The 15866-nt window shown below is 69.8% G+C and carries 15 protein-coding genes; 3 read left to right on the plus strand and 12 right to left on the minus strand.

Features of this window, described 5'->3' with window-relative positions; genetic code table 11:
- The first annotated feature begins 99 nt into the window (after nt 1-99).
- On the plus strand, nt 100-708 hold the full coding sequence (locus AB0H50_RS19535) for a TetR/AcrR family transcriptional regulator (protein WP_357454270.1): 609 nt from the start codon (nt 100-102) through the stop codon (nt 706-708).
- 29 nt (nt 709-737) lie between these two features.
- On the opposite strand, the gene AB0H50_RS19540 is transcribed toward AB0H50_RS19535, so the two are convergent.
- The 5 genes from AB0H50_RS19540 to AB0H50_RS19560 form a co-directional block, all read right to left on the minus strand.
- A complete protein-coding gene (locus tag AB0H50_RS19540) occupies nt 738-1148 on the minus strand; it encodes a hypothetical protein (RefSeq protein WP_357454272.1) in 411 nt (136 codons plus the stop codon).
- 14 nt (nt 1149-1162) lie between these two features.
- The gene (locus AB0H50_RS19545) at nt 1163-1972 is read right to left on the minus strand and encodes an isoprenyl transferase (RefSeq protein WP_357455312.1); all 810 of its coding nucleotides are present in this window, start codon (nt 1970-1972) and stop codon (nt 1163-1165) included.
- A 121-nt stretch (nt 1973-2093) separates the two neighbouring features.
- Nucleotides 2094-2855, minus strand: a complete 762-nt coding sequence (gene recO, locus AB0H50_RS19550; RefSeq protein WP_357454275.1) for a DNA repair protein RecO — start codon at nt 2853-2855, stop codon at nt 2094-2096.
- A 45-nt stretch (nt 2856-2900) separates the two neighbouring features.
- Nucleotides 2901-3500 (minus strand): helix-turn-helix domain-containing protein, encoded by a 600-nt coding sequence (locus tag AB0H50_RS19555; RefSeq protein WP_357454278.1) that lies wholly within the window; start codon nt 3498-3500, stop codon nt 2901-2903.
- Complete coding sequence (locus tag AB0H50_RS19560; RefSeq protein ID WP_357454281.1) at nt 3487-4353, minus strand: alpha/beta hydrolase; 867 nt, start codon at nt 4351-4353, stop codon at nt 3487-3489. Before AB0H50_RS19560 ends, AB0H50_RS19555 begins: the two co-directional genes overlap by 14 nt.
- A 225-nt stretch (nt 4354-4578) precedes the next feature.
- Here AB0H50_RS19560 and AB0H50_RS19565 point away from each other — a divergent pair, with 225 nt between their 5' ends.
- Nucleotides 4579-6027 (plus strand): amidase, encoded by a 1449-nt coding sequence (locus tag AB0H50_RS19565; protein ID WP_357454284.1) that lies wholly within the window; start codon nt 4579-4581, stop codon nt 6025-6027.
- A 49-nt stretch (nt 6028-6076) separates the two neighbouring features.
- Here the strand turns inward: AB0H50_RS19565 and AB0H50_RS19570 are convergent, their stop codons facing one another.
- From AB0H50_RS19570 to AB0H50_RS19600, 7 genes are all read right to left on the minus strand, one after another.
- A complete protein-coding gene (locus AB0H50_RS19570) occupies nt 6077-8974 on the minus strand; it encodes a hypothetical protein (protein ID WP_357454286.1) in 2898 nt (965 codons plus the stop codon).
- Nucleotides 8975-9061: 87 nt separating this feature from the next.
- A complete protein-coding gene (era, locus tag AB0H50_RS19575) occupies nt 9062-9979 on the minus strand; it encodes a GTPase Era (protein WP_357454288.1) in 918 nt (305 codons plus the stop codon).
- A complete protein-coding gene (locus AB0H50_RS19580) occupies nt 9972-10331 on the minus strand; it encodes a cytidine deaminase (RefSeq protein ID WP_357454289.1) in 360 nt (119 codons plus the stop codon). The genes era and AB0H50_RS19580 overlap by 8 nt, the downstream gene beginning before the upstream one ends.
- Nucleotides 10324-11676, minus strand: a complete 1353-nt coding sequence (locus AB0H50_RS19585) for a hemolysin family protein (RefSeq protein WP_357454292.1) — start codon at nt 11674-11676, stop codon at nt 10324-10326. Before AB0H50_RS19585 ends, AB0H50_RS19580 begins: the two co-directional genes overlap by 8 nt.
- On the minus strand, nt 11673-12227 hold the full coding sequence (gene ybeY / locus AB0H50_RS19590; protein ID WP_357454295.1) for an rRNA maturation RNase YbeY: 555 nt from the start codon (nt 12225-12227) through the stop codon (nt 11673-11675). Before ybeY ends, AB0H50_RS19585 begins: the two co-directional genes overlap by 4 nt.
- 168 nt (nt 12228-12395) lie before the next feature.
- Nucleotides 12396-13454, minus strand: a complete 1059-nt coding sequence (locus AB0H50_RS19595; RefSeq protein WP_357455315.1) for a PhoH family protein — start codon at nt 13452-13454, stop codon at nt 12396-12398.
- A 139-nt stretch (nt 13455-13593) separates the two neighbouring features.
- Nucleotides 13594-14526 (minus strand): LysR family transcriptional regulator, encoded by a 933-nt coding sequence (locus tag AB0H50_RS19600; RefSeq protein WP_357454298.1) that lies wholly within the window; start codon nt 14524-14526, stop codon nt 13594-13596.
- A 100-nt stretch (nt 14527-14626) separates the two neighbouring features.
- On the opposite strand from AB0H50_RS19600, the gene AB0H50_RS19605 reads away from it, so the two are divergent.
- Nucleotides 14627-15862 (plus strand): MFS transporter, encoded by a 1236-nt coding sequence (locus tag AB0H50_RS19605; protein ID WP_357454301.1) that lies wholly within the window; start codon nt 14627-14629, stop codon nt 15860-15862.
- Nucleotides 15863-15866 lie beyond the last annotated feature (4 nt).

A 15866-nucleotide genomic window follows, 5' to 3' on the forward strand; every position in this document is an offset into this window, starting at 1 on the left:
TTCTCCCAATAAATCGAATGCTCGTTCTCTTTCGATGTCACCACCGTCGCACGGGGGGATCATGTTGTCAAGAACGGATATTCGTTTTACTTTGGGTTCATGCCACGAGTCAGCGAAGAGCACCTGGAACGCCGCAGACAGCAGATCCTCGACGCCGCGCAGCTGTGCTTCGCTCGCAAGGGCTTCTTCGAGACTTCGATGCAGGACGTGTTCGCCGAATCGGGGCTTTCCGCCGGTGCGGTCTACCGGTACTTCAAGAGCAAGAACGAGATCATCGCGGCGCTGGCCACCCAGACCACCGTCGACCTGCGCAGGGCGATGGCCGAGGCGGTGCGCTCCGAGCCGCTGCCGACGCCCGCTGAGCTGGTACGCGGCATCGCTGAGGAAGTCGTGCGCCGCAGTGGGCCCGACGGCCCGGTGCGCTTGGCGCCGCAGGCGTGGGCGCTGGCCTTGGTGCACGACGGGGCAGCCGAGCCGGTGCGCGAAACCATGTACGCGATGCGCGACGTCTGGCGCGACTACGCCGTGCGCATGCGCGAGAACGGCTGGCTACCGCCCGACGCCGACACCGACGCCGTGGCCAAGGCGATCATCGGCTTCCTGCCCGGTTTCATCCTGCAACACCTGATCTTGGGCGACCTCGACCCCGAGACCCTCGCCCGCGGCGTCGACCTGCTCATCCCGACGAGCAAACCCGCCGCCCGCTGAGGGTGAACGTCCGCACTCGGCGGGACCGCTCAGGGCAGCAAGCCCTGGCGCGCGCGGCCCGCGCCGGAGAGGACGAGCAGCAGCATCGTGGTGAGCGCCTGGTCGTTCAGCCCAGCGGCCGGGAAGGTGTAGCGCAGGATGACGTCGGCGAGCTTGCCGTGACCGATCACGGTGAGCAAGCCGAACTGTAAGTTGTTGTTGCGCTCCGCAACTCGCTTGTGCAGCTGCGGTTTCAGCGGCCGGTCCCAGGCCAGCACGCAGGTCATGGACACCACGTCGAGGCCGGGCGCCAGATTCACCGCGCGCAGTGAGCACAGGGCGCCCTCGTACTCGAAACCGAGCGAACCATCCGAGTCGACACGCACGTCGACGTCGTACTGGGAAAGGCAGGCACCCGCCCGCGCTTGAAGCTCCTGGTCGGGGGTGACCGCTGCGTCCATCGTCGTGCCGCCGTTCACTTCGTGCCGCCGAAGCGGCGGTCACGCGAAGCGTACTGGAGACAGGCCTCCCACAGGTTGCGCCTGTCGAAATCGGGAAACAGCGTGTCCTGGTAGACGTATTCGGCGTAGGCCGACTGCCAGATGAGGAAGTTCGAGCTGCGGAATTCGCCCGAGGGACGCAGGAACAGGTCGACGTCGGGCATGTCCGGCTCGTCGAGGAACCGCGCGACGGTCGCCTCGGTGACCTTCTCCGGATCGATCTCGCCCGCCGCCACCCGCCGCGCGATCTCCCGTGCCGCGTCGGCGATTTCGGCGCGGCCGCCGTAGTTGACGCACATGGTCAGCGTCATCACGGTGTTGTCCTGGGTGAGCTCCTCGGCGATCTCCAGTTCGTTGATCACGCTGCGCCACAGGCGCGGTCGTCGTCCGGCCCAGCGCACCCGCACACCCATCTCGTGCATCTCGTCGCGGCGGCGGCGGATCACATCGCGGTTGAAGCCCATCAGGAAGCGCACCTCGTCCGGGCTGCGCCGCCAGTTCTCGGTGGAGAAGGCGTAGGCCGAGAGCCACTTCACGCCGATCTCGATGCAGCCTTCGACGGTGTCCATCAGCACCGCCTCGCCGCGCTCGTGTCCCGCGGTGCGCGGCAGCCCGCGCTCCTGGGCCCACCGGCCGTTGCCGTCCATGACCAGCGCCACGTGGTTGGGCACCAGTTCCGGCGGCAGCTGCGGCGGTCGCGCGCCCGAGGGATGCGGCGACGGCGGGCGGACGGTGCGGCCCGCGCGGCTCGACCTGGTCGCGGTGGAGGAGTCTCGACGGAGGATCACGGCCTCTATCCTGCCTGATCGGGCTCGCGGGGTGAGACGACCTCCGCGGATCTCCCCGCCGACCGGGCGGTCGTGCCATCGCCGTGCCTGCGAACAGGCCGCCGACCTGCCCGAAGTCTCAGCTTGCGTGGCCCGCGGGCGCCGGCGTCCTGGTGCGCTCGACGAGCGGCAACGTCCGCAGCTGACGTTCCAGATGCCATTGCAGGTGAGCGGCGACCAATCCGCTCGCCTGGCGGCGGACCGAATCGGGCACCGTCTCGATGTAGTCCCACTCCCCCTTCAGCAGGGCGACGAGCAGATCCAGAACGCCCGGTGCGGGAGTGGCCGCTCCTGGCGGACGGCAGTGCACGCACACCGCCCCGCCCGCCGCCACATGGAACGCGCGGTGCGGACCTGGGGTCGCGCACTTGGCGCATTCGTCCAGGGCGGGCGCCCATCCCGCGAAACCCATGGCGCGCAACAGGAATGCGTCGAGGATCAGTTCGTGCGGGCGCTGCTTGGCGGCGATGGCCCGCAGCGCGCTCGCGGTCAGCGCGTGCAGCCGGGGCGCGGGCGCGCGTTCCTCGCCCGCGAGGCGTTCGGCGGTCTCCAGCACCGCGCAGGCGGTGGTGTAGCGGCCGTAGTCGTCGATGATGTCGGCCGCGAAGGATTCGACGGTGTGCACCTGGGTGACGGTGTCCAGCGTGCGGCCCGGGTGCAGTTGCACGTCGATGTAGGAGAACGGCTCCAGCCGGGCGCCGAACCTGGACTTGGTCCGCCTCACCCCCTTGGCCACCGCCCTGACCAGCCCGTTCCTGCGCGTCAGCAGCGTGACGATACGGTCCGCCTCACCCAGCTTGTGCTGGCGCACCACGACCGCCTCATCCCGATACAAACGCACACGGTCATCCTCCCACGAACCGGCGACAGGAGGAGGTCGCCTCGCCTAGGTGCGCAGCAGGCCCGCGACCAGCAGCAGCAGTGATTGCTGCGCCTGGGCCCGCGCGGTGTCCTTGTCCGCGGCGTGCGCGACGATCAGTCCCGCTTCGGTCACCGCGCTGAGCAGCAACCTGGCCAGGATCTCGACAGGTGCGTCGGCGATCAGCTCGGCGGCGCGCGCCCGTTCGAGCGCGGCGGTGATCAGGCCGAGTCCGTGCCTGGCTTCGAAGGCTCGCCACTCCTCCCAGCCGAGCACGGCCGGTGCGTCGTAGAGCGTGATGCGGATCATCTCGGGGCGCTGGCAGATGTCGAGGAAGGCGTTCAGGCCGACGGCCATCGAGGCCAGGATGTCGTCGGGTCCGACGGCGGCGATGGCACGTCCGATCTCCGCGGTGCTGTCCGATTCGACCCGCTCCAGCACCGCGAGGAACAGCCCGCGCTTGTCGCCGTAGTGGTGGTGCAGGGCGCCTCGGGTGACGCCCGCCTCGGTCACCAGCTGCTCGGCGGAGGTGGCCGCGAAGCCGCGTTCGCCGAACAGCCGGCGCCCCGCGTCTTCCAGGGCGGCCCTTGTCGTACGGGAACGGTCCTCCTGGCTACGGCGCGGCATGCAGCCGAGTGAACTCCAGAATCCGCTGCGCGAGCAACTCGGGCTGATCCTCGGGCAGGAAGGTGTAGGAGTCGTCGATCAGTTCCAGCGTCGCGTTGGGGAACTCGCGGGCCAGCCGCTCGGCGTAGGCGACGGGGAACAGCTTGTCCTCGCGCGCCCAGACCAGCAGCACCGGGAGGCGGACCGCGCCGAACCGGGTCGCGGCGTCCAGCGTGTAGCGGCGGTGCGCGGATTTCAGGAAGCGCCGCAGGTCTTTTCGGATGGCGCCGGACCGGCGGCTCGGCAGCAGGTACGAGTCGACGTACTCGTCCGGCACCGGCCGCTTGCTCACCCAGCCGAATGCCAGCGGCAGCCGGTGCAGCGCGCGCAGGCGCAGCGTCTCGGTGAGCGGGCGGACCGATCCCGGGATGCGAGCGAGCAGCGGCAACAGCGTGAACGGCTGCGGCAGGAACTTCTCGTGGCTGTCGACGGAGGCGAGCACCACGCGGCCGATGCGGTCGGTGTTGCGGGCCAGCAGTACCTGGGTGATCGCGCCGCCGGTGTCGTTGGCGACCAGGGTGACGTCGGTCAGGTCGAGTCGTTCCAGGAAGGCGGCGATGAGGTCCGCTACGCCGGTCGGCGTCAGGTCCGCGTCCGGCACCGGTATCGAGTGCGAGCCGAGCGGCCAGTCCGGCGTCAGGCAGCGGTAGCCCGCGGCGGCGACGGCGGGCACCACCCCGCGCCAGAGATCGGCGTTGACGAGCAGGCCGTGCACGAAGACGACCGGCGCTCCGGTCCCCGTCTCGTGGTAGCGGATGCGGCCGCCGGGCAGGGCGATCTCGTGCGCGGGACCGAGTGAGGGGCTGATTCCCATGGCTTCCTCCAGATGTCGGGCGTCCTATCCACCTTTACATACATTCCGTATGTATGTCTAGAGTCGCCCGGCGCACCAGCGGAATTCGCGACGTGCGGGCATAACGAACGGTCATCGAAAGCCAGGCGCCGATGCGCTTCGGCGCAGCTCGGCGATAACCCATGTGGACGGTCGTCCAGGACAGCGCTACCGTTCACATCGAACGATCCAAGAGAGGGAGATCACATGACCGTGCCGAACCCAGCGCTCAGGTCAGACCCCGCCGACGGCGCGCCGCCCGCGGGCGATCCCGGCCTCGCCGGGCTGGCCGACGCGCTCGCGGCGGGCACGATCAGCTCCACCGCGGCGGTCACGGCGGCGCTCGATCGGATCGAGGCGAGCCAGCCGACGCTCAACGCCTTCCGTGTCGTCCGCCGGGACCGGGCGCTGGCCGAGGCCGCCGAGTCCGACCGGCGACTAGCCGCGGGCGAGCGCCTGCCGCTGCTCGGCGTGCCGATCGCCGTCAAGGACGACACCGACATCGCGGGCGAGCCGACGGCCTTCGGCTGCGGTGGCGACTTCGCACCGAAAACCGAAGACGCCGAAGCGGTTCGGCGGCTGCGCGCGGCGGGCGCGGTGATCGTCGGCAAGACCAACACCTGCGAACTCGGGCAGCTGCCGTTCACCAGCGGCCCGGCCTTCGGCCACACCCGCAATCCGTGGCATCGCGAGCACACGCCGGGCGGCTCCTCCGGCGGCTCCTCGGCCGCCGTTGCCGCCGGATTGGTGCCCGCCGCACTGGGTTCCGACGGCGCGGGCTCGGTCCGGATCCCCGCGGCATGGACCAACCTCGTCGGCATCAAGCCGCAGCGCGGACGCATCTCCACCTGGCCGGAAGCCGAGGCGTTCCAAGGCCTCACGGTGAACGGGCCGCTGGCCCGTACCGTTGCCGACGCTGCTCTGCTGCTGGACACGGCCGCGGGCCCGCACCCCGGCGACCGGCACACCCCCGAGCCGATCCGCGTCTCCGATGCTGTCGGGCGTGATCCCGGACGCCTGAAGATCGCTCTCTCCCTGCGTATTCCGTTCACCGCGACCAAGACGACGCTGCACCCTGAGGTCAGGGCCGCGGTGCGCGGGATCGCCTCGACGCTGCGCAAGCTCGGCCACTCGGTCACCGTCGCCGACCTGCACTACGGATTGCTCATCGGCGCCTCGTTCCTGCCGCGCTCGATGGCGGGCATCCGCGCCGTGCACGACCGGATGCCCGGCGCCGAGGTGGACCCGCGCACCCGCGCCAACGTTCGCTTCGGCCGGGTGCTCGGCGGACCCGCGCTCTTCGCCGCGCGCCAAGCGGAACCGTTGCTGCACAAGCGCATCGGCACCTTCTTCAGCGACTACGACTTGGTGCTCGCGCCCACCACCGCCACTCCCCCGCCGCGCGCCGAAGAGATCGACGGCATCGGCGTCAACGCCACCAACAACCTCATCACCGCCGCCTGCCCGTACACCTGGCCGTGGAACGTGCTCGGCTGGCCGAGCGTGAACGTCCCCGCCGGTTTCACCGACGCGGGCCTGCCCGTCGGCGCGCAGTTGATGGGCGCCGCGTCGTCCGAATCGCTGCTGGTTTCCGTTGCGGCGCAACTGGAGTCCGAGCTGCACTGGGAGCGGCACCGCCCCGAACCGTGGTGGTGATTCGGCGCCGCGGAGGCGTATCGACTCGGCGCCGCGGAGGCGTATCGACTCAGCGCCGCGGAGGCGACCAGTCCTCCACCGCGCTCTTGGTGCCCGAGGGACAGCCGTCCCCGTCGTCGGGGCGCGGCGACATCACCAGGCACTGCTGCGGGCCCGGCTGACCGACGCCCGCGGTGACCAGCACCGCGATCGACGAGCCGTCGGCGACCCGGCTGGTCGAGAAGCCCAGGGTGCCGGTGACGCCGCTATAGTTGGACTCCCGCAGCTGTATCGCGATGGCGGTGCGGTTCAGCGAGCCGTCGGTCTGCTGCGGCCTGGTTCGCACCGCGTCCAGGAACAGCCCGACCACGTCGTAGGCCAGTCCGGTGCGGTCGCCTGGCCAGGACGGCTGGTAGTCGGCCATCTGCGAGTAGGCGCGCAGATCGCCGATCAGGGCCGCCAGTTCGGCGCACAGCTGCTCGTAGTCCAAGGAGACCTGCTCGTTGCCGAGTTCGCCGTTGCCGCGGACGCATTCGGCGCCGCCGAGCATCACCGGGGCGGCCTTGGCGATATAGCGCACCGACAGATTGGCGGGCAGCGCCGCCATCGCCTTCTGATCGGTGATCAGCCGGGTCACCGTGTCGTTGCCGAGGATGGCGGGCGACTCCCCCGTCAGGCAGCCGCGGCTGACCGATTTGGCGAAGGTCGCGAAATCGTCGTTGCGGCCCGCGAAGAACAGCAGCGTGCCGCGGTCGAAACCCGTTGTCTCGCAAGGGGCGGGAAAGCGATTCAGCTCGTGCTGCGCGGCCCATTCCATGCGGCGGTACGGCACGCCGCGGCCTTCCAGTTCGGCGCGCAGATCCGCGACCAGGGTCTCGACGTAGATGTCGTTGTCGGTCTTCGGGTGGTAGATGGTGACCTGGTTGTAGCGCGGCTGCCCCGCCCGCGGCGAGCCCGCGGGATGGCGGGCGCCCTGCACGTAGTCGGCGACCAGCTTCGCCTGTGTCTTGTTGCTCGGCGCCGCTTGGAAGTACAGCGGCGACGCCTTCTCCAGGCCGTCGGCCGAGAGCGTCGTCGCCACGACCGGCACGCCGAGTTCGCCGAGTCGTCCGATGGCGCTGCGGGTTTCGGCGTTACTGCGGTCCATGCCGACCACGCCGAGAATGCTCGGCTCGTCGGCGAGCAGGCCGCGCAGCTGGTGTTCCACCACCCAGGTCGCGTGCCGCATGTCGGAGCCGCCGTTGGCGACGACGACGCGCAGCAGCGGTTCGGACTCGTCGGAGGCCAGCAGCGCGCGGCGCTGCTGCACCGCGAGTCCCGCGAGCTCCTCGACCTGGGCGTGCGGGTATCGCACGTTGGCGTCGACGTAGCTGAGCCCGGAGAAGTAGATCAGCGTGACGACCGGGCGGCGCGGGTTGCCGCGGCGTGCGTCGGCGGCGGCGACGTTGAGCCGGAAGACTTCCCGCTGCATCGCCGAGAGCTCGGGATCGTCGGCGAAGACCTGATCGGCGTTGTCGCTGTAACCGACGCACTCGCCGTCCCGCTGCTGCACCGAGATGCCCGCGGTCCACGGCCAGTGCGCGCACGACGCGCCGCGCAGCGGCGGAATATAGACCAGCGCGGCGGCCACCAGCAGCGCGATCGGAATCAGCACGCACATCGCGACGAACCACGTGCGGGCGGCCAGCGGCGGCGCGGGCGGCACCGCGAGGTGAGCCAGGCTGGGGTCGCGGACGCGCCCGTTCAGCGGATCGGGCAGCCGCACGCGCAACGGCAGGAACCAGGCGTCGCTCGCCCGGTTGGTGCGCATGTTGTCGATATCGCGCAGCCAGCGTTGCAGCGGATCCGGCTGCTGCCCGGAATACGGGCGGTCGACCAGGCTTTCGAGGGTGTCGAGGTGCTGGAGGTCGCCGATCCTGGCCAGCTCGTCCGTCGACGACACGCCGGTCTCGTCGTTCGGGCCTGGATCGTAGTCGAGGCAGGCGAGCACCACGAGGGGATCGAAATGCCCTGTCTCGTTGCGGATGTCGTTGATCCAGCCGATCAGGCGCTTCGCGGCGCCGTCGCGCTCGACACCGCCGAGCAGCGCCACCGGATACGCGGTGCGCCGCCAGCTCGACGGCCGCCACAGCCGTTGGCGGTAGGCGTCGCGCAGGTCCTCGAGGAAGGCGTGCACCAACAGCTTGGCGACCTGCTCCTCGTTCTCGTCGCCGCGCCGTGATGCGGTCAGCCGGGTCGCGAAACCCAGGAAACTGTCGGAGTATTCGGGCGCCAGGTAGCGCTGGCGCATGAACCAGCGGGTGACCTTGGACATGCCGGGGATGCGCCCGCTGATCCACAGCCACAGCCGCAGCACCGGCCACAGTGCGAGCACACCGAACACCAGCCGGGAGATGGTGTCGCCGCTGACGCCTTCTGCGGTGTCGGAGCGGTCGGCGGGGGAACCGCTGCGCAGCAGGCGCGGCAGCCGCGACCGCAACTCCACCGTGGCCTCGGTCTCGTCGCTCGTGACGCGCTGGCGGGTCAGCCAATCGGCGGTGCGGTAGCGCGGGAACTTGATCGGCCCCATCGCCGTGTCGTCGGTCGAGAAGCCCTCGACCAGCCGCTGCACGATGGGCAGGCAGTGGCCCTGGATCTCCTCGCCCGTCGCGTTCGGATCGGGCGTCAGCGCGTCGGGCGGCAGGTCCGCCGCCTGCAGATCCACCCGCGCCCGCGGCGTCGCCCGCCTGCCGCCGGATTCGCCGAGCCAGCGGTAGATTTCGACGAGCAGCGCACCGCCAGCGCCCGCGCCGACCAGACCGACGATCGGGCGCGGCAGTGGACGCCTACGCCGCAGCAGCGTGCGGAACACACGCGGCTTCGCGTCGGGCACCTCCAGCGCGCGCAGCAGCTCCAGCAGTTTGGGGACATCGTTGGCGGTATCGGGCAATTCGACGGCCTCCCCGTGCGAAGCGTGGCTGCGACGCACACGGGCGTCATCGGGGACTGTACCGGTACAAATCCGGCTCAGGCACCTTGTTCGCTCGAGTTGGCGACCCGCGAACGGGCCGATCGGTCAGAAGCCCAGCTTGCCAAGCTGTTTCGGATCGCGCTGCCAGTCCTTGGCGACCTTGACGTGCAGATGCAGATAGATCCGCACACCGAGAATGTGCTCGATCTGCTTGCGCGCGTTGGTGCCGACCTCCTTGAGGCGGCTGCCGCCCTTGCCGATGACGATGGCCTTCTGGCTGGGGCGTTCGACGTAGAGCAGCGCGTGCACGTCGAGCATCTCCTCGTTCTCCTCGCGCGGGAGAACCTCCTCGATCACCACGGCCAGCGAGTGCGGCAGCTCGTCGCGCACGCCCTCCAGCGCGGCCTCGCGGATGAGCTCGGCCATCAGGGTTTCCTCGGGCTCGTCGGTGAGCTCGCCGTCGGGGTAGAAGGCCGGGCCCTCAGGCATTTTCGAGGCGATCACGTCGACGAGCACCTCGACCTGCTCGCCCTTGACCGCCGACACCGGCACCACGTCGGCGTCGGGGCCGAGCAGTTCGGAGACGGCGAGCAGCTGGGCGGCGACCTGGTCGCGACTCACCTTGTCGATCTTGGTGACTACGCCGAGCACCGTGGTCTTGGGCGCCATCTGCTTGATCTGCTGCACGATCCAGCGGTCGCCGGGCCCGATCTTCTCGTCAACCGGGATGCAGATCGCGATCACGTCGACCTCGGAATAGGTGTCCCGCACAAGGTCGTTGAGCCGCTGGCCGAGCAGCGTCCGCGGGCGGTGCAGACCCGGCGTGTCGACCAGGATCAGCTGCGCGTGGTCGCGGTGCACGATACCGCGGATGGTGTGGCGGGTGGTCTGCGGCCGCGAGGAGGTGATCGCGATCTTCGCGCCGACAAGCGCGTTGGTCAGCGTCGACTTGCCGGTGTTCGGCCTGCCGACGAAACAGACGAAACCGGAACGGAATTCGGCGGAACCGGAGTTGTCAGCCACCCTGCACCTCGGTTCCCGCCGCGTCGTCGACGATGTCGAACACCGCGCCCGCGCGGTCGGTGAAGATGATCCGCGCCGCGCCTGCCACCTCGCGCACCGCGGCGACGCCGGCGTCGGAGAACCGGCCGCCGACCACCACGGCCGCCTCGAAACCCTCCGCGCCGCTGGAGATCGCGGCCGCGACGGCGGCCTGCAACGCGGTGAGCCGCAGCGCCTGCAGGTCCACCTCGCCCGCCGCGTAGGTGCGGCCGTCGGTGTCGCGGATCGCCGCGCCGCCCGTGCCGCCGGTGCGGCCCATCGCGCCGCGCGCCAGGGTCAGCAGCTTGGTGTCCTCGGCGTCCAGTTCAGTCATCGGTTGCTCCGTCCTCGTCCTCGTTGTCATTGCGCTTGCCGCCGTTGGATTTTGCGCCGTCGGCAAGCACGGCGCCCGCTTTCCCGGATTTCTCCGGCGCCTTGCGCACCAAGACCGTGTTGACCCGCATCCGGCCGCGCTGATCCGGACCGCCTTCGGCGCGCAGCACCAGCCCGTGCACCACGATCTTCGATCCGGGCAACGGCACCCTGCCGAGCTCGTGGGCGAGCAGACCGCCCACCGTGTCCACGTCCTCGTCCTCGATGTCCATGCCGTAGAGCTCGCCGAGATCCTCCACCGACAGCCGGGCCGATACCCGGAAGCGGCCCTCGCCGAGCTCCTCCACCGGTGGGGTCTCGCCGATGTCGTACTCGTCGGCGATCTCGCCGACGATCTCCTCGAGCACGTCCTCGATGGTCACCAGACCCGCGATGCCGCCGTATTCGTCGACCAGCAGTGCCATGTGATTGCGGCGGCGCTGCATCTCGTCGAGCAGGTCGTCCAGCGGCTTGGAGTCGGGCATGAACACCGCGGGGCGCATCACGTCGCGCACCCGCACCTTGCGGCTGCGATCCGCGTACGGCACAAGGTCTTTCAGGTAGACCACGCCGAGGATGTCGTCGACGTTCTCACCCACCACCGGGATGCGGGAGTGGCCGCTGCGCACCGCGAGCGACATGGCCTGCGCGGCGGTCTTGTCCGCCTCGATCCACACCATCTCGGTGCGCGGCACCATCACCGCGCGGGCCGCGGTGTCGCCGAGCTCGAACACCGACTGGATCATGCGGCGCTCGTCGTCGGCCACCACGCCGCGCTCGCCCGCCATCTCGACGACCTCGCGCAGCTCGATCTCCGAGGCGAACGGACCGTTACGGAACCCCTTACCCGGGGTGATGGCGTTACCGATCAAGATCAGCAGCCTGCTCACCGGGCCGAGCAGCGCGCCGATGAACTGCAACGGCAGCGCGGCGGCCAAGGCGAGCGAATAGGCGTGCTGGCGGCCCAGAGTGCGCGGACCGACACCGATCACCACGTAGTCGACGAGCACCATCACCGCGGCGGTGAGCAGCAGCGCCCAGTTGTCGTCCCAGATCTCGATGAGCGCGGCGGCGAGCAGCACGGTCGCGCCGATCTCGCACAGGACGCGCAGCAGCACCATCAGGTTCACATAGCGGGCGCGGTCGGCCACGATGCGGCTCAATCGCGCGGCGCCAGGGCGATCGACGCGCACCATGTCGCCGAGGCGCGCCGGGGAGATCGTGTTCAGCGCCGCGTCGACACCGGCGAACAAGCCACCCGCGGGCACGAGCAGGACGGCCAGCAGGATCAGGTTCAGCGAGCTCACGCCGGGCCCAGCGCGTCACCGGGTCCGGTGAAGCCCGCCTTGCCGAGCAGGCGGGCGTCGCGCTCGGCGAGTTCGGCGCGCCGCCTGGCCTCGCGCAGGCTCTCGTACCACTCCTCGAGCAGCCGGGCCTGCAGGGCGAACATCTCCTTCTCCTCCTCCGGCTCGGCGTGGTCGTAGCCGAGCAGGTGCAGCACGCCGTGCACGGTGAGCAACGCGAGCTCGTGCTCCAGCGAATGCCCCGCTTTGCGCGCCTGCGCCCCGGCGAATTCCGGGCACAGCACGATGTCGCCGAGCATGGAGGGACCGGGCTCGGGGCTGTCCGGCCTGCCGCCCGGCTCGAGCTCGTCCATCGGGAAGGACATCACGTCGGTGGGGCCGGGCAGGTCCATCCAGCGCATGTGCAGGTCGGCCATGGTGTCGAGATCGACGAGCACCATCGACAGCTCGGCCGCCGGATGCACATCCATCCGGGCGATCACGAACCGCGCAACACTGACCAGGTCTTCTTCGGGTACGTCGATACCCGACTCGTTGGCGATCTCGATGCTCACCTGAACAGCGTATTAGACGCAGCCGGACGCAGTCCGCCCGCAGCCCCGCGCCGGGCCGAGCGAAGGCGAAGCAGCCGTCAATCCGGTAACGCCGACCGGCCGCCGATGGAAAGGCGGCGGCCGGTGGATTCGCTGTGTACCGGACGCAATCCGCCCGCGCGGGTACGCCTAACGACGGTCGCGGCCCGCGGCGCGGCGCTGGGCGCGGTTACCCGGGTAGTGCGGTGGGCCGACCTGAGGCCGGGTGGCTTCGAAGCGGTCGTAGGCGTCCACGATGTCCGAGACCAGCCGGTGGCGGACGACGTCGCTGCTGGTGAGCTCCGCGAAGTGGATGTCCTCGATCTCGGTGAGGATCTCCGCGGCCGCGCGCAGGCCGGAGCGCGCACCGGTGGGCAGGTCGACCTGGGTGATGTCGCCGGTGACCACGATCTTGGAGCCGAAGCCGAGACGCGTCAGGAACATCTTCATCTGCTCGGCCGTGGTGTTCTGCGCCTCGTCGAGAATGATGAAGGAGTCGTTGAGGGTTCTACCGCGCATGTATGCCAGCGGCGCGACCTCGATGACGCCGGCGGCCATCAGCTTCGGGATCGCCTCCGGGTCCATCATGTCGTGCAGCGCGTCGTAGAGCGGACGCAGGTACGGGTCGATCTTCTCGTTGAGCGTGCCGGGCAGGAAGCCGAGTCGCTCGCCCGCCTCGACGGCGGGACGGGTGAGGATGATCCGGTTGACCTGCTTGGTCTGCAGCGCCTGCACGGCCTTGGCCATGGCCAGGTAGGTCTTGCCGGTGCCCGCGGGTCCGATGCCGAACACGATCGTGTTGGCGTCGATCGCGTCGACGTAGCGCTTCTGGTTCAGCGTCTTGGGGCGAATGGTCTTGCCGCGCCGGGACAGGATGTCCAGGCTCAGCACCTCCGCCGGGGAATCCGAGGAACCTTCGGTCAGCATCGACACCGTGTGCCGCACCGCTTCCGGCGTCACCACCCTGTTGCGGCCGGTCAGCGCGATGAGCTGCTCGATGACCCGCTCGGCCAGGGCGACGTCGGCGGCCTTGCCGGTGAGGGTCACGGAATTGCCGCGGACGTGGATGTCCGCGTCGAGCAACTGCTCGAGCTGACGCAGATTCTGGTCGGCCGAACCGAGGAAGGGGAACACGGATTCGGGAGCGAGTTCGATGCTGGAGCGCACGGTCCGTGCTGCGGGGCCCGAGCCGTTGTCGCGGGCGCCAATGCCTGCTGTGGGGTTGGTCGGGTCGCCGATCTCGCCTTGTGTTCGCAAAAGTGGTTACAGCCTGCTTTCCGGTCTCGACAGCCGTGGTGAATGACCAAAGTTTAACGCGCCCCACCGACACCGCACAGTGAATAAACGGCTACCGATGCGGCGGCCATTCCCGCCGTGTGCTGGATATTCCCCCGTGCCGGTCGGACCAATCCTCGGCGAAGTCACGGAACCGTTTCACCGCGTCCGACGGCGCGGTGGCGGCCGACCAGATCAGTCCCACCTCCCGCGCCGCGCCGTCGTCCGCCAACGGCACCAGCACCGGCCCGGAGCGCGCGGCGGCCGGGGCAGGATCCTCCAGTGGGAGCACCGCAACCCCGAGTCCCGCCGCCACCAGCCCGGTGCTGGTGACCAGGTCGGTGGCCTCGAAGGCGACGTGCGGGCGGATGTCCGCGGCCGCGCAGAGTTCGTCGAAGATCCGCCGCATGCCGAACCCGGGCGGCATGGAGACGAATTCGTCGCCGCCCAATTCGGCCATGCGCACCTGTCTGCGCCCGGCCAGCCGGTGCTCCGCGGGCACGGCGAGTACCAGCGGCTGCCGCAGCAGACCGCGCCACCCGACGCCGGGTGCCGCCGGACGCGGGGAGACGACGGCGAGATCGGCCGTACCGTCGAGCACCTGCCCGGTGATCTTCTCGGCGCCGCCCTGGCGCAACGTCACGGTGACCCGGCCCGCATTGCGCCGGAAGCCGGCGATCAGCTGCGGCACCAGCCAGCCGCCGAAAGAATGCAGGAACGACAGCCGCACCACTCCGCGCGCGGGATTGGCGAGATCGGCGACGGCTTGACCCGCCGCGTCGAGTTCGGCCTGCGCGCGGCGCGCGTGTTCGTAATAGACGCGACCGAATTCGTTGAGCGCGATGCGCTTTCCCTTCCGATCGAACAATTCCGCGCCGAGCTTGCGTTCCAGCCGGGCGAGCATTCGCGACAGCGTCGGCTGCGCGATGTGCAGGCGCTCGGCGGCCGCGCTCATCCGCTCGAGTTCGGCGAGTGTCGTGAACCACCGGAGATCTTCGCCCAGCAACTCGCTACCTCCCTATATGTCATAGAGGCATCAACTCGGTAATTATTATTCATTTCCTTTCGGAACGCGCGGCGACAATCCTCGAAATCAGGAGGTAGCCATGACCAGCACAACGGCACAACCGTCGACCAACGCCAGCGCGCAGAGCCTGTCCGCCGATGTGGCGCGTAACCGCAGGATCACCCTCGCGCTGTTCGCGGCAGGCCTCACCACCTTCGCCTCCATGTACAACGCGCAGGCGCTGCTGCCGAGCCTGTCCGAGGCGTTCGGCGCTACGCCCGCCCGCGCCGCGCTTGCGGTCTCGCTCACCACCGGCTGCCTCGCGCTGGCCATCGTGCCGGTGAGCGCGCTGTCCAGCCGGATCGGCAGGACCAAGGTGATGATCGGATCGGCGGTGGCCGCCGCGGTCATCGGTCTGCTGCTGCCGTTCAGCCCGTCGCTCGACGCGCTGCTCGCGGGCCGGGCGCTGCAGGGCATCGCGCTGGCGGGTGTGCCCGCGGTGGCGATGGCGTATCTGGCGGAGGAGATCGGTACCGAAGGTCTCGGCGCGGCGATGGGCGTGTACGTCGCAGGCACCACGATCGGCGGTCTCGCGGGACGTCTGATCCCCTCGTTCACCCTCGACGTGGCGTCTTGGCGCTGGGCCACGGCGGCGGTCGGCGTGGCCGCGGCAGCCTGCACAGTGTGGTTCGTCCAGCTGCTGCCGCCCTCGCGGGGATTCGTGGCCCGGCCCGCCGGATTGCGCACGGTCCTCGGCGACCTCGGTACGCAGCTGCGCCACCGTCAGTTGCTGGCGCTGTTCGGCCTTGCCTTCGTCTTGATGGGCGGTTTCGTCTCGATCTACAACTTCCTCGGCTACCGGCTCACCCAGCGCCCCTTCGAATTGCCCGCGGCGGTGGCGGGTTCGGTGTTCCTGCTGTATCTGGCGGGCACCGTGGCCTCGGCGTGGGGCGGCAGGCTCGCCGACCGCGTCGGCAGACACCGGATGCTCACCGCGTCGATGGCGCTGATGGGTGTCGGGTTGGCGTTGAGCCTGCCGGACCGGTTGGGCTGCGTCGCCGTCGGTGTCTTGCTCTACACCGCGGGCTTCTTCGCGGCGCACACGGTGGCGAGCGCCTGGGTCGGCACGCTCGCCCGCGACAATCGCGGGGCGGCATCCTCGCTGTACCTGTTCTTCTACTACCTCGGCAGCGCGGTCGTAGGCGGCCTGTCGGGCTTGGCCTTCGCGCACGCGGGCTGGCTCGGGCTGACCGGCACCGTCGCCGCGCTGCTCGCCGCGGGAGCGATCCTGTTCACGGTCGCGACGATCGGTTCGCGGGCCGCGCGATCGGCGTGACGGC

The organism is Nocardia sp. NPDC050793 (genome assembly GCF_040654065.1).
Lineage (GTDB): Bacteria > Actinomycetota > Actinomycetes > Mycobacteriales > Mycobacteriaceae > Nocardia.

What these genes read in the sequence shown, in the direction of transcription:
- AB0H50_RS19535 (WP_357454270.1), top strand. Translation starts at nt 100, where the DNA reads ATGCCACGAGTCAGCGAAGAGCACCTGGAACGCCGCAGACAGCAGATC.
- AB0H50_RS19540 (WP_357454272.1), bottom strand. Translation starts at nt 1,148, where the DNA reads ATGGACGCAGCGGTCACCCCCGACCAGGAGCTTCAAGCGCGGGCGGGT.
- AB0H50_RS19555 (WP_357454278.1), bottom strand. Translation starts at nt 3,500, where the DNA reads ATGCCGCGCCGTAGCCAGGAGGACCGTTCCCGTACGACAAGGGCCGCC.
- AB0H50_RS19560 (WP_357454281.1), bottom strand. Translation starts at nt 4,353, where the DNA reads ATGGGAATCAGCCCCTCACTCGGTCCCGCGCACGAGATCGCCCTGCCC.
- AB0H50_RS19565 (WP_357454284.1), top strand. Translation starts at nt 4,579, where the DNA reads ATGACCGTGCCGAACCCAGCGCTCAGGTCAGACCCCGCCGACGGCGCG.
- AB0H50_RS19580 (WP_357454289.1), bottom strand. Translation starts at nt 10,331, where the DNA reads ATGACTGAACTGGACGCCGAGGACACCAAGCTGCTGACCCTGGCGCGC.
- AB0H50_RS19605 (WP_357454301.1), top strand. Translation starts at nt 14,627, where the DNA reads ATGACCAGCACAACGGCACAACCGTCGACCAACGCCAGCGCGCAGAGC.